This is a genomic window from bacterium (assembly GCA_030652805.1).
Classification (GTDB): domain Bacteria; phylum JAHJDO01; class JAHJDO01; order JAHJDO01; family JAHJDO01; genus JAHJDO01.
In genome coordinates this window covers 1-14,679 of sequence record JAUSPT010000054.1, presented here as the reverse complement: position 1 = coordinate 14,679, position 14,679 = coordinate 1, and the positions used below count along the sequence as shown (strand labels likewise).

General features: G+C 37.8%; 12 protein-coding genes. All 12 read right to left on the bottom strand.

What is annotated here, in order from left to right; translation table 11 throughout:
• Window positions 1–4: 4 nt before the first annotated feature.
• Complete coding sequence (gene asnB, locus Q7J67_05595) at window positions 5–1,924, bottom strand: asparagine synthase (glutamine-hydrolyzing) (GenBank protein ID MDO9464754.1); 1,920 nt, start codon at window positions 1,922–1,924, stop codon at window positions 5–7.
• A 110-nt stretch (window positions 1,925–2,034) separates the two neighbouring features.
• Window positions 2,035–3,186, bottom strand: coding sequence for a glycosyltransferase (locus tag Q7J67_05590; protein ID MDO9464753.1), 1,152 nt, complete (start codon window positions 3,184–3,186; stop codon window positions 2,035–2,037).
• A 10-nt stretch (window positions 3,187–3,196) separates the two neighbouring features.
• Complete coding sequence (locus Q7J67_05585; protein ID MDO9464752.1) at window positions 3,197–4,276, bottom strand: glycosyltransferase family 2 protein; 1,080 nt, start codon at window positions 4,274–4,276, stop codon at window positions 3,197–3,199.
• A complete protein-coding gene (locus tag Q7J67_05580) occupies window positions 4,277–5,344 on the bottom strand; it encodes a glycosyltransferase (protein MDO9464751.1) in 1,068 nt (355 codons plus the stop codon). It lies immediately after the preceding gene.
• 20 nt (window positions 5,345–5,364) lie between these two features.
• Entirely contained in the window at window positions 5,365–6,567 is a 1,203-nt protein-coding gene (locus tag Q7J67_05575; GenBank protein ID MDO9464750.1) for a glycosyltransferase, read from the bottom strand.
• A 14-nt stretch (window positions 6,568–6,581) separates the two neighbouring features.
• Window positions 6,582–7,733, bottom strand: coding sequence for a glycosyltransferase family 1 protein (locus Q7J67_05570; protein ID MDO9464749.1), 1,152 nt, complete (start codon window positions 7,731–7,733; stop codon window positions 6,582–6,584).
• Complete coding sequence (locus Q7J67_05565; GenBank protein MDO9464748.1) at window positions 7,730–8,485, bottom strand: nucleotidyltransferase family protein; 756 nt, start codon at window positions 8,483–8,485, stop codon at window positions 7,730–7,732. The genes Q7J67_05570 and Q7J67_05565 overlap by 4 nt, the downstream gene beginning before the upstream one ends.
• Before the next feature lie 6 nt (window positions 8,486–8,491).
• Window positions 8,492–9,793 (bottom strand): glycosyltransferase family 4 protein, encoded by a 1,302-nt coding sequence (locus Q7J67_05560; GenBank protein ID MDO9464747.1) that lies wholly within the window; start codon window positions 9,791–9,793, stop codon window positions 8,492–8,494.
• Window positions 9,790–10,908 carry a radical SAM protein gene (locus Q7J67_05555; GenBank protein MDO9464746.1) on the bottom strand — a complete coding sequence of 373 codons (1,119 nt, stop codon included), beginning with the start codon at window positions 10,906–10,908 and terminating at the stop codon, window positions 9,790–9,792. The genes Q7J67_05560 and Q7J67_05555 overlap by 4 nt, the downstream gene beginning before the upstream one ends.
• The gene (locus Q7J67_05550) at window positions 10,905–12,023 is read right to left on the bottom strand and encodes a radical SAM protein (GenBank protein ID MDO9464745.1); all 1,119 of its coding nucleotides are present in this window, start codon (window positions 12,021–12,023) and stop codon (window positions 10,905–10,907) included. The genes Q7J67_05555 and Q7J67_05550 overlap by 4 nt, the downstream gene beginning before the upstream one ends.
• Window positions 12,020–13,384, bottom strand: coding sequence for a radical SAM protein (locus Q7J67_05545; protein ID MDO9464744.1), 1,365 nt, complete (start codon window positions 13,382–13,384; stop codon window positions 12,020–12,022). Before Q7J67_05545 ends, Q7J67_05550 begins: the two co-directional genes overlap by 4 nt.
• Before the next feature lie 7 nt (window positions 13,385–13,391).
• Entirely contained in the window at window positions 13,392–14,504 is a 1,113-nt protein-coding gene (locus tag Q7J67_05540) for a radical SAM protein (GenBank protein ID MDO9464743.1), read from the bottom strand.
• Window positions 14,505–14,679: the final 175 nt, after the last annotated feature.

Below are 14,679 nucleotides of genomic sequence, written 5' to 3'. Positions count from 1 at the left end.
AAAGCTATGTTTTGCCATCGGGAATTTTATCAATAAACATTTGCTGCCAGAGTTCCAGATTAAGAAGAGCCCAGAGCCTGTATCCATGATCATAGCGTCCGCTGGTGTGTTCATTAATGATTAATTTCAGGTATTTTGTCTGAAAATATCCTCTCTCCAGGCAGCGTCTTGAAAGAAGCACGTCTTGGAGATAATCCTTAAGCTCATTTCTTAACCAATGACTGATAGGCACTCCAAACCCCATTTTCTTGCGTCTGAGTATAGGCGCAGGAACAAGTTTTGAAAACGCTTTCTTTAAAATATACTTACTTTTAAGCCCCTTCAACTTAAGATTAGATGGAATACAAGCAGCAAACTCCATGAATTTATGGTCAAGAAAAGGAGAACGCGCCTCCAGGGAGTTTGCCATTGCAGCTATATCCATTTTTACAAGCAGGTCCCCGGGAAGATATGTCATAATATCAACAAAAAGTGTGCTGTCCAGAAAATCGCTATATTCACTACTGCTGTAATAATTTTCCGCATGACTAAATGAATCAACGCCTTGTACTGCTCCTCTGAAGAACGGTGTGTAAAGATCCTTTTTTCTTTCATTATCAAAGATGGATATCCAGCGAATATATCGTCTTTCAGGAGAATAATTCATGGATTCAGCAAATCTTCTGAAACGGCGAAGCATTGTTTTTTGTTCCGGAGAATATGAAATTCTTCTTACAACAGCATTAATCATATTACGTATACACTGAGGAGATTTCGCATAATACTCAGCTAATTTTAGAGCTTTATAGCGTGGATACCCTGCAAAGCTCTCATCCCCACCATCTCCATTCAAAGCGACTGTTACATCCTGGCTGGTCATCTTTGCAACATAATAAGTGGGTACTGCAGACGAATCTGCAAAAGGCTCGTTATAATGCCATATGAGCTTAGGCAAAATATCAAGAGCATCCGGCTTTACAATATATTCATGATGATCGGTTTTAAAATGATTCGCAACGATTCGTGCATAGTTAAGTTCATTATATTTTTCTTCCTGAAATCCTATTGAAAAAGTTTTGACCGGTTCTCTCATCAGCTTACTCATAACACCAACTACAATACTTGAATCAAGACCGCCGCTCAAAAAAGCACCTAAAGGCACATCGCTAACAAGTCTAAGCTTTACTGACTCCTCAAACAAGTTTCTAATACGCGAGCAATATTCATCCTCTGACATTTTAATCTTATTTACTGCATTTAAACTCCAGTATTGTTTAATTGAAACTTTTCCATTTTCCCACAACAGGTAATGAGCAGGAGGTAATTTGAAGATGCCTTTAAAAGCGGTTAGGGGACATGGAACATATTGATAAGTAAGATAATTATGAATGGCTTCTAGATTTACTTCTCTGGGGACTTGTTTTACCTGTAAAATTGATTTTATCTCAGAAGCAAAAACCAGTTTATTGTCAACCTCCGCATAACACAAAGGCTTCTGCCCTATTCTATCTCTTGCTAAAAGAAGACTCTTCTTTCCCTCATCCCATATAGCAAGAGCAAACATACCCCGCAGAAACTGCAAACACGCAACCCCATATTCTTCATAGAGGTGAACAATGACCTCAGTATCGCTATTTGTATAAAAACAATGTCCTTTAGCTTCTAAGTATTTTCTTAGTTCATGGAAATTATAAATCTCTCCATTACACACAACCCATATTGTTCTCTCTTCATTATGAATTGGCTGATGCCCTGTATCCAGATCAATAATGGCAAGCCGCCTTATACCAAGCCCTATATTCTTTCTGCCATCTTTTCCCCAGCCAAGATATACTCCCTCATCATCAGGCCCTCTATGTTTTAACACAGAACACATGCTTCGTATTGTTTCTTCTTTAATATTGCCTTCAAACCTTGTATTTAAAATTCCGCAAATTCCACACATAATTTATATTCAAAAACAAATTCGAAGCACGAAGCACGAAATACTAAACAATATCAAATGACCAAAATACAAATGTTCAAAACAACGTTTTGAATTTTGAAAATTTGAATTTAGAATTTGTTTCGAGTTTCGATATTCGGATTTCGGATTTTCCCTTTTATTAATTTATCGTAGATTTCTTCTACTTTTTTAACCTTCAATTTAATATCAAAATATTGCTCCACTCGCCCTTTGCCAGCAAGTCCCATTCTTCTTGCTTCTTCCTTGTTTCTCAATAATCTAATAATGCCCTTTGCTAATGTCTCTGAATTTCCTGGAGGCACAAGTATACCTGTTTCTTCGTTTTTTACTACCTCTGGTATTCCTCCAATATTAGTAGCCACAACAGGTTTTGATGATGCCATTGACTCGAGAATAGCAATACCAAGAGCTTCAGAGATCGAGCATAATACAAATACATTTATAATGGAGAGAATGTTAGTAATATCCCGCCTGAAACCAGTAAATATAACTTTTTCTCTAAGACCGATTTCTCCTGCAAGTGACTCTAGTTTACCCCTTAACTCACCGTCTCCAACTATTAAAAATCGCACCTCAGGTAATTCTTTTACTATATGTTCTGCTGCCTTTAAGAAACTTTCATGATCTTTTAAAGGATCGAGACGCGCAACAATACCCACAACAGGACATTCGCTATCTATCTTAAGCTCATTTTTAAGATTTGTATTATTAACGCTAGTGCTAAATTCATTTATATCTATCCCGTTATGAATCGCAATAATCTTTTCATGAGGTATTTTCTCTATTCTTTCAATACATTCCTTAAAATTATTAGATACTGTTATTATTTTGTCAGTGCATTTTGATAGTAATTTATCAACCAAAATTTGGCGTTTTAAGACAGGAGAAAATGTTCCGTGCTCTGACGCAATGATAATTGGAACTCCAGCAACCCACGCGCACAGTCTGCCCCATGCATTAGCGGTAAAATTCCATGTATGAACCAAATCTATTTTCTTCTGCCTGATTAAACGAGTTAATTTGAAAATAACAGTAAAATCAAATTTGAATCTTTTATGGAGAATATGATATTCAATACCAAGTTTTTTTAAATTCTCCTCCATAGGTCCTCCGCGTGTTATACAGCAGACAGTAACATTATACTTATTCTTATCCAGTCTTTTTACCAGCTCTACAAGCTGTCTTTCCGCTCCGCCAATATCCAGAGTAGCGATGATTTGGAGGATGTTAGTTTTATTCATTGACTTTTCCTTATAAAAAATTCTTTAAAAAAAAGTAAGCCTGTCTATTTAGAAGCATCCTCGCAAGAAAAATAATTCCACTTTTAGAAAAAAAACTCCTTGGGAAATTTAAAAGCGCAAAAAGACCATTTCCAAAAGCACTTTTTTTGTCTTTAAAACTTTTATATATACCTTTGTTCAAATATGCATATCCTAAACCATTTTTAAAACATTGGTCTGCTAAGGGTCTTTGTTTTGGGTCAATTTTCTTTGTAAATTTATCTTTAAGAGTTAAAAATGCTTCTTTGATATCTATCCCTGTTTTCTCTGAATATCCAGCGGAATATGTTCCTAAGTTTTCAGCTAAAAACGGTTTAAGTCCAAAGTATTTGAGCCGGACTGTGAGGGATTCAATGTAAAAGGGAATGTAAATACTACAGGTCTTAGAATTGTTTTGGAGCCTGAAGTTCGCAAGGGGAAAAGGAATATGTTTAAAATTAATCCTGCTTTTTAAAGCCCTTATCCAGAACTCGTAGTCCATTGCATAATTAAGAGTTTCATCAAGAAATCCAATCTTGGAAATTAGTTTTTTCCTGAAAAAAACTTCAGGCTGAACAAGTTTGCTATTGTATCTAAAATCATGAAAACTGATATTATGTTTGCCTTTGTGAAAGCCTGTTATTTTATCATTTTTATCTATGTAGTTAGAATTTCCGAAGACTACATCCGCCTTTCTGTTTTTGGAAAAAGCTTTCACTGCTTTTTGTAAAGCGTCTGGAGTGTATGTGTCATCAGAATTCAGCCAGCCGATTATTTCTCCATTTGCTATTTTAAATCCTTTATTTAAGGCATTGGCCTGCCCTTTGTCTGGTTCAGAGATCCACCGATATTCAATCCCAGAGCACCTAGCTGTCAATTTATTTTTATTTAGCAAGTTTTCATATTTTTTTATTATTTTCAGAGTATTATCAGTAGAGTTTCCATCAATGATAATATACTCAAGATGGAAATCTCCTTTCTGAGATAAAACACTTTTAATAGTTCTTTCAATAAAATCTCCTTGATTATAAGAGGGTGTGATAACAGAAATTTTCATATTCATTGTTTTCATTCAGTTTTCTTTCAATATGTTCCAATGTTTTTTTATCAATTTTATGCAATTCTCTTTTAGTTTTTTTACTAGCATATAAGGTATCAAAAAAACATAAATTAATTGAAAATATAATAATTTCATTAATCCGTGTTTTTTATTTGGTTTTGTTAAATTAATAAGAATTTTATGCTTTGTCTTCTCCCACAATCCGTAATCCTCTTTTGCTGTTTTTGCTGTATTTTTACGCATTTCAGCAAGATTACTTAGGTTTAATGCCTTTGGATCTTTTAGATCATATAATAACCCATTTATTCCATGAATAATATATTCGTTCATTGTGGAGTTATTGGGAGCAATTACACACATCCCACGGAATAATGCTTCAATAAAGCTCATTCCTATTCCTTCAGCCTGTCTTGGAGCTATAAAGATATTACAAGAAGACAATAATTTGTCGTATTCTTCTTTATCAAGCCAATTATTAACTATTTGGATATTATATCTGGCTATATCTTCTTTTGAAGGAAGATTGGTTTTGCAATTAGGGTCCGAAGTAGTTTTTATGATTATTTCCCCGTCGTAATTTTCCCCCAATAATTTTTTAACGATGTCCCACGTAATGTCTGAAGTACGCATCCAGAAAAACACCTTTTTTGTTTCGTCATTAGGTGAAACCTGAGCAACTGGCTTTAAGTGATATTTATAATAATAACAATCCATATTAGCTTTTTTTAGTTTGTCATATAACTTTTTAGAAAATGAGAACATCTTTATATTGAGATTTAAATATGGGATATAGGAAGAATAATGCCTATATTCCTCTTGGTCATACATAGGAAACCACACAATATTTCTGCAATTTAATTTTTTTAAATAACTTAATGGCGGGATTCGTTGAAAAAAGAATATTGCGTGAAAATTATTATCATTTAAATAGTCTATGCTAACTCGTTTTCCTCCTTTCCAACTATCATCCCACAATTCTGCAAGTTCATATTCTGTTGACAATAGTTCTTTTAGAAAAACCGTACAAAGAGTTTTCTTATGAAAAGAGTGATCAATAAACGCTGCCCTTTTAGTTTGCATAATATTTCCTTCCGAGATATTTATTTAGCACTTGCTTTTTCGATGATATGCTTAATATGGTTCCTCAAATTGCTTAAGAAAGTTTCTTCAGAATAATCTGTAATGGCTATTTTGTGTGTTCGTTGCGACGTCTCTTTGCACCACTTAGGCGAACGTTGTGATAAATCCTGAACTGTCTCAACGATTTCTTTGATGCAACAGGTATTTAGCATGATTCCGAAATCATTTACATCCATGTTTGTATCTCGACTTACCATGGGAATCAACCCTTGGAGCATGCATTCTATAACAGAGCCCTGCTGTCCCTCGGCGCAAGAAGGATGAATTACAAAAGCACACTTATCCATTAATTTATAGAACTTTGAGCTTCTCATTTTGAGCGGACCAATCAAATGGATGTTCGGATGGTCTTCAAATTCATGCCTATAAACTTCATAGAAATCCGAGCTGATTGACTGACATATATACAAATGTGCGTCGTTCACTTGGACAAATGCTTCAAGTAAGAGATCCAAGCCTTTATGCACATTCCCACCACCAGAGAAAAATAGAAAGTTATTCCGCGCAGAAACAAAATTCTTCATAGTTCTGTCATAGCGATCGTCTGGATAGGCTGCATTATTTAGGTTGAGGGTAAAAGGAAATTTCAAGTACGATTCCTTAGCATACTCGTTACCCAAACAAATAATTGCATCAGCGGAGCAATTAGCATACTCTTCGCTGTAGGTAATCCAGCGGTCGTAAGGCAGACTACGCCCCCGTCGCTGTTTGAGCTGGCAAAAACGTTCAGCTTCTCTTTGGTTACACTCTTTCCAATAGATTCCCATTGAAAAATATATTTTAACTGCGTTGCTTGATAAGTTACGTGCAATCTGCTCAAAGTTACAACCGCCATGGCCAATAAACAGATTATATTTTTTCTCAGGAACGAAATTCAAATCATCCCAGTTAACTACGTCAACAATGTAACCAAGTTCATTTAATACTCTGGGAATAGCTAACGCAATTCCATCATTACTGAATTTTATTCTTTGGGGAGAGATCAATAGAGGATTAACAAGATATGAAACCAGGGCTCTTTTATTTTTATTGAATTCAGATTTATCTGTTTGTAGATATTTTCTATAGTCAAAAACTACAGCTCTTTTTGTCTTTTTCCGCCTAATCTCAAAGCCAAGACAATCAAAGACTTTTACTATTAACTTTTTCATTTTATTTATCATCTTTCTCCTTAATGTCAGTAAATGTTTTCAAATATGGCAAGCGTCTCCCGCGCGGCTTTACTCCAAGAAAACAATCGACTTCTTCGCAATCCTTTTCGGATGAGGTCCCGTTTCCGTTCCAGATCTTCCAACACCTGTCTAATTCCCCAGGCTATATCATCTATATCTTGAGGATTCACTAATACGGCTGCCTCCCCTACGACTTCCGGCAACGATGAAGTATTTGAAGTAACGACAGGACAACCACAGGCCATCGCCTCCAGCGGCGGCAATCCAAACCCTTCATAAATCGAAGGGTAAACAGATAAGTCAGCACAATTGTAGAGAAAAGGAAGATCTTCTTCAGGTAGATAACCCAGGAAAAGGATATCCTGCCGTAGTTTCAGCTCCTCTACTCGCCTGAATATAGGATGGTAATCCCAACCCTTCCTGCCAACAATAACCAACTTGTGTTTCAGATCCATGGTCTTCCGGAGTTTGCTGTATGCCTCTATCAAACCGACCAGATTTTTCCGGGGTTCCAATGTGCCAACAAATAACATGAATGGTTCTGATAGGTTATATCTCTGTCGGATTGAACCGATTAACTTTGTATCATTAACAACATGAAAGCTATCGCTGACTCCTGGGTAGACAACGACAATATTATTTGCCTGTACTCCAAAGAACTTCAGTATATCTCGCTTAGTGCTCTCGGAATCAGCGATTATTTTATTCGCCCTTATTAGTGTTTCACCGAGTGCTTTCAATCGTCTCTTAGTATAGTCAGGGAAAAAATCCGGATAGAGTCTATATATTACATCGTGAACTGTTACAACCATTCTGGTCTCGGAAGGAAGATTGATAACCGAGCAAAAAGTAGGAGAGAAAAAGAGGTCGATTTTATCGCGTCTCAAGGCCCAGGGGATGGCCAAGCGGTCCATAACAAAATCGCATATTCGAGTAAACCTATGGGGAACAGTTAATATTCTATTGGTCATCCGTGCTCCCGAGATGAAACATCTTTGTCGTAGCTTCTCTTTCTCTCTGTTGCGGACCACGTTAAAATAGAGAAAATATTCGTTAGATTTATCCAGCTCAACCAGAGCTTTAATCAGATTATGAGCATACTTGCCTATTCCGGCTTGCTCACCAACCAGACAACGACCGTCTATTCCTATTCTCACTTTCCTCCCTCGATGGTTAAATATTCCTCAGCTATTTGAAGGTCTTCCGGCTGGTTAATATTGATATAACATCCTCCCAAAGGGAAAACTTTTACTATCTTTTTCTCCTCCACCATAATCTTCAAGGTATCCGCTATTTCCCTCCTTCCCGTGCGGAGGGAGAGGGGAGTTCGACGAAGGTACTCGAAGATCCTCAGTGTAAAGAGATAACTGCCACAACCGACGAGATTATTCCACGGCTTCCGAGGCTTCTCTTCCAAATCTCTTACCCCTCTATTCTCATCCACCAAGACAGCATAGTTCTTCTTCACTTCTTCTAAATCATTTGTCTGGTACACACCAATCATAGCCTCGCAGTTATGTTCGCTTCCGAAAGCATCAACCATCTCCTTATGCTTCGTCCGCAAATAAATTTCATCACCTAGGATAGTCATAAAGGTTCCTTCAATCAATCCTTCCGTAAGCATCACTGCATCTACGAGACCACTCTTCTTTTTGTCATCGATATACCTGTTCTCAATGTAAGTAATGCTCAAACCGAAATCCCGACCATCTTTAAAATAATCCTGAATTACTTCCTTCCTGTATCCTACCACCATGTAGGCTTTTCGAAAACCTATCCCTACGAGCAGAGAGACGATATACTCAAGGATAGGCTTGTTGCGAACTCGGACCATGGGCTTAGGCAGCTCAGATGCTTCGGGCAGAAGTCTTATTCCCCTTCCCCCCGCTAATATAACGGCGGTATCCATTGCTTTTCATTCCCTTCCGTTTATCAGCACTTTCCTATAAAGAGTATTTATTTCTCTAAACACCCGATTCCTATCTGATAATTTCTGGATGCGAGCATGCGCATCTTTCCCCAATGCCCTTGCCTTCTCTGGATGCTCAAGCAGGAAAATTAGCTTTTTTGCCCAATCATTGGGATCCTCCGGCTCGGCCAGAAAACCATTCTCCCCATCCTTTATAAATTCGGGAATCCCTCCTATCCGGCTGGCCACGATGGACTTGTGATAAAAAGAGGCTTCCATGAGCGTTACCGGAGACATATTTTCCCACTGTTCGGGAATAACCACGATTTCTGCCAGAGCATAGAATTGTTTAATCTCTGCTGGAGACTTCTTTCCTTCGAGCATCACCACGTTCTGCTCAAGTCCTTTTTCCTTTACGAATCTTTTTAATTCCCTCTTGTATTCCTCATCCGGCTGGTTCTCAACCACGAAGAGCACCACATTGGCGATCCTCCTTACTACCTCCGGCAATGCCTTTATCACCACATGTAGTCCCTTATGAAACCGCACCCACCCTATAAAGAGGAGTACTCTCTTCCCTTCCCTACATTTCGGACTCGCTTCCTCTTTTTGAGTATTCTTAAGGGGTTGCTTTAACTCCTCTTCAACTAAAGGCTGATAAATTATGTAGACCTTCCTCTCCTCGATTCCATAGTTCTGTAGGATTCTCGCCGAGGATTCCGAGAGACAGATGAAGGCATCAACCTTTCTCAAGAATAGGTCAAAAACATATTTTCTCAGATAAATTCGAATTTTATCCTTCACTCTTTTCAAGTCAAGACAGTTTACACAATGTGGTCCTTGAAATAAACGGCATACCTTTCCCTCTTTATTAAGCAGGATACGTTTCGGGCAGATACTCCAGTAGTCAACCAACGTCCAGACAATGGGGATATGTAACAGTTTAGCTACGACAAGAGGAGAGAAAGATAACAGGTCCATGTTATGGAGATGAAGGATATGAGGACGGCACTTTTTAAAAACTCTATATGAATGCCAAAAAGAGACGAGGTCAAAGCAAGTAAAGGAGGTAAGGAAAGAAAGAAATTTAAAAACTGTCTTCTTTCTGCCATAATGAAGGTCACTCACCGTGGCTATTTCGTGAATACCGGTTTTCTCATCCCCCATACTTGTTATTGAGGTGGTCAAGAGGCATATCTCTAAGCCATTCTCTTTTAGCAGGCTCGCTAAATTCGTACATTCCTTTTCCGCCCCACCCCAGTTATCGTGATAGCCGGGCAGGGTATTACTTGCATGGCAGACCCTCATGGTTTAAACCCCTTCAGTAACCTCTTGAGGCAACGAGGCATCCTCTTGGCCGAAGCGTCCGGTCGCATGTGCTTTGTCATCTCATATATCTTCATCTGCAATTTTTGGGGATATTCCTCTGATACAGGATGGGCTCCCTCACCATAAAATACATAGTCATTCCGAACTACATCATCAAAGGGGATATAATAACTAAAATGGGCATTTATTCTCTTCTTCCTTGCCCACTCCAAGCTGAATAGGTCTCTATCATAACTCGATTTCGGCAATCCGATGATGAAAAACCCATTCACACTTTTAAAATATCTTTTAGCTATATCCAAAGCTCCTTCTATCTCTTCTATGGTTTCTCCCTTCTTAACGGTTTCCAGCACCTCAGAGACCACCGATTCCACTCCAAAACTTGCCTGTTCACAACCCGAAGCAGCCATAGCCTTTGCCATATCCTCATCGAATCTATCCGCCCGGAGACCGTTGGCACAGCTCCAGCTTAGTTTCAGATGTTTAATCAATTCGCAGAATTCTATAACTCTCTTCTTGTCAATATTAAAACAGTCATCAAGGATAGCGAAGGATTTTATGCTCCATCTTTCCTTAGCTGACTTCAGTTCCTCGTAACAGTTCTGCGCACTTCTCGCTCTCCATTTCCTCTTCCTGCTCCAGCAATAAATACACTGATAAGGACATCCTTGGCTGGTCATGATAGCATAGTTCCAGACTCCCCTCCGCCAATTTTTTCGAAACAGCTCAAAGGAATCAAACAATTCGTAATCGGGGAAGGGATAACCATCAAAAAAAGGTTCCTTGTAAACAATTTTATCCTCGAAGTCTAAATAGGGATAACAACACTGGACGTCAAGGAAACCTGAGACAGACTTAACCTTCGCCTGAAGATACTTAGCCCTATAGAGTCGGGCTATTCTTCCCGATTCCCGCCGAGTTCGGGATTGCACCGATATGCCCAAGACATCAGTCTCTTGTTTCAAAAATCTATCCTTGGGATAAGGCAACGTATTCAAATCTATTACTTTTACCCCATAATGGGTAGCTGCGTAGGCTAAGCCTATATTAGGAATATCGGTATTCACTTTGGCCTCAGGATTTACGAAAATCATTTGCTATCCCCTATGTCATAGAGGCAGCAATTTCTGCATTGTATGGGTACTTCGCCTCTGTGTAGCATCCCCTTAAACTCTTTGTAATTCTGTGAACGCCATATCTCTTTAAAACTTGTTTTAAAAACGTTCCCCAATGCTGTTTCTTTTTGAAAATCACGGCGCCCTGCCTCGTTTCCGGAACAACAAGGGACGACGTGACCACTCACGAAAATAAAAGGCATGGTCCATTCGATGCATTTGGTTATAGGTGGTTTGACTTTGGGGATATCTGCGTTCCATCTCACATTGATGCCTAGCTCTTTCGCCCTTCTTTCTATCCTTTGCCTTATCTCTTCTGGAACTTCTGTAAACAAATATGAAACGTCTGTAAATTCATGGAGCATTCTGGTGAACTGAACGTTAACCTTTTCATTGATAAGAGAGTGCACCAGTTCAATGTATGGAAGCACCTCTTGAGAGTTTGCTTTTGAAATTATGTAATGAAACTCAACTATAGGGGAAAAAGCATTCTTTTCTCTTTTAAGTTGAAAAAGATTCTTAACATTATTTACAACCTTCTCGAAATCGGACCCAACTCTTATATATTCATAGGTTTCTTTTGTCGCTGCATCTAGAGAGACAAAAATCTTGTCCACTTCTATCTCTATTAGTTCCTTGGCAATTTTCTTGTCTATGAAATAGAAAGTATCATAAAGCTCTACATATATCGATTTTGATTTCACATATTTGAGCATTCTTATAAAATCTTTGTTAAGAAAACTTTCGCCTATACCTGTAAGACCAATCCACTTCAATTTAGGGAACTGGTCAACGATTTGCTTAAACTCTTGAAAGGACATATCTCTATTGGGTTCATTCCAATAAGTATGTTCGCACATGATGCATCTGAGGTTGCATCTTGTAGTAACTTCAATCTCAATGTAAGAGGGATAAGGGCTAAGTGAATATAACAGCTTTCTTTTGAAATCATTCCTCCGTCCCCAAAAGGTAAGAAAATGATAATAGTTATAGGTATATTTAACCCCTTTTCTTCTCAGCAAGTAAGCCAATATAAATGCTAACTTTTTAATCTTAGAAAGAAATAACCTTAAGTCCATTAATAATCTTCTCATTTCTGTCTTTTCATCAACTTCCATATTCCTGGTAAGTATATAATAATACCTTTTAATAACTTAACTGCTAACCTGAATGGATTCCTTAGGTTTGCCTTTATATATGATAAAATTTCTATGTTCCCCCTTTTTTGGTGAATTATTTGAGATGTAATAAAACTTAACATTTTTATATCTCGTGGCGACATTGTATCACAAGCAGGTATCGGCACTCTGTCATAGGTGAAATCAGACCAACTATAGGACTCAGGTATCAAGTTACGTTTCTCACACCATTTCCAAAGCTCGGTCCCAGGATAGGGGGTAGTCAGACATACACCCACGCTTTCAATTTCACTATCTTTTAGAAACTGCTGAGTTAATTTAACATCTTCAACAGTTTCCGTAGGATTGCCAATCATGATCGTTCCCTGAGGTATAATACCCACCTCTTTACAAAGTCTAATGGCCCTCCTGTTCTGTTCCACTGTTGTTTTCTTATTTAAAACGTCTAAGATCTTCTGAGAGCCACTTTCAAAACCGAAAGTAATTTGGCGACAACCAGCTTCTTTAACCACATTGAGTATTTCTGGATTAACATCATCTACCCTCGCATTTCCACCCCAAGCAATATTAAATTTCTCTTTTTTCATTTGCTCGCAAATTTTTTGAAGTCTAATCTTGTTCGCAAATAGGTTATCCTCTATAAAAAATAAAGCTTGAATACCATATATATCTACGAGCTGCCTGATTTCCGATATAACTCTCTCCACACCATTAAATCGATAGGGAAGACCCTTCCAGCTATTATGGCAGAAGATGCAGTTATGAGGGCAACCTCTACTGGTCAGAATTGCTGCTGTCTTTGTGTGTGGTGGGACAAAATATAGGTAGGTTCCTGGAAGCCTATCTTTAGTACGCAGATAAAAATCCATCTTCATAAGGTGCCTGGCAGGAGGAGGTATTTCATCTATATTTTCAATATAAGGGCTTGAAACAATTCCCGATTTAATATCATTCCTAATGATGTTGAGCATTGATATTTCACCCTCACCTTTAACAACAATATCTACGTGTTGCAAGGCCTCTTCTGATAATATACTTGCGTGCACACCACCCATTACCGTTAGAACCCCTCTTTTTTTACACATATCAGCAATCTTATAAGCATCAGAAACAAGAGGTGTTGTCGCAGTTATACCAACTATATCTGGTCGAAATTGCTCAATTTCTTCCTCTATATTCTGACCCGCCAATTGATCTATAATTCTAACCTCGACGCCATTTTTCTCTAAATAACCTGCGATAAAGCCAAGATTTAATGGCTCTTGGACCGCAAATCTTTGATCTTTTCCTGGGTTGATTAGGGCTACTTTCATCATATAGATGCTAACTCCTTTTTTTGCTTTTTATCATATGCATCTTTGAAATTACCCGCCCATATTTCTCTCTTAAGTTATGATAAAGTTTCTCTCCCCATTCCCACCTTGATAAAATTCCCCTCATGGTTGATAGATATAATACAGATATACCCTTGGTTAATCCATGTAGTTTGATTACTCTGGTTATGCTGTGAGTGTATTTAGAAGATGATTTAATAAGTAGCTCTCCCTCGTTTCGGTAGAAATTTGCACTCGGGAATAGGTCTTTACAATAGTAAATTTCATTTCCATATTTTGTATTAAACCCATATTTTGTATTAAACCAGATTTCGTCATTGATCTCTCCTCTCCGCTTTAACTCGTTATAAAATGATGTACCTGGATGTATCTTAAAAAATTGTACGTTTAACACATCAAAGTATTTAAGCAGTTCGAAAGTTTTCATAACATCATCCTCTATTTCCTCTGGTAATGAAATCATAAAAAAACCTATCATCCAATAACCCAGTTTTTTACATAACTTGATTGTCCCTTCGGCCTCTTTCCTCGTTATGCCTTTATTAACCTTCTTTAGTATTTTGTCCGAACCGCTCTCTACCCCGAATCCTACAACATCACATCCTACTTTTCTCAATCGTTCCAAAACATTTCTATTTGTACCTACTCTAATATCTATTCTAAATTTAACATCCAACTCGCTTCTTTCAAGCAAGTCACAGAATTTTAGTATCTTGTCGTTACTTCCTACGAATAAAGCATCGTAAAATCGAAAATATCCGACATTATATTTATTAACTAAATATTCCATTCGTCTAATCAATTCTTCAGGGTTGAGCCCCCTCCAAACTTTTTCCCATTGTTCATGTGCTGCACAAAATGTACATCGGAATGGACATCCCCTTGAAGCTATTATTGGCAAATGTTTCAATCTCCGTAGATAATACGGAACCTCAAGATCTTTCCAATCCTTTAGGTAGGGGTAAACCAAAGAATAATCATAATGCAAATTATCAAGATTTTTTATCAAAAGTCTGTTAGAATTTCTAACGATTCTCTCATTCTCCCTCCATGTAATACCCATTATATCTCTAAGTGGCTTGTTTTTAATCACATCCAACATTGTCTCTTCACCTTCACCTCTTACTATTATATCAATAGCCTGTCAGAAAATTCATAACTCCTTTATTTTCAAGACGTTATGCGGCTTCCAAAATTCGACTTCACCTCACAGTTCATAACCTCCTGCAAGCGTTAGAGTTACAACTTTCATTTTGGCTACTTCTTCACCTATTTGC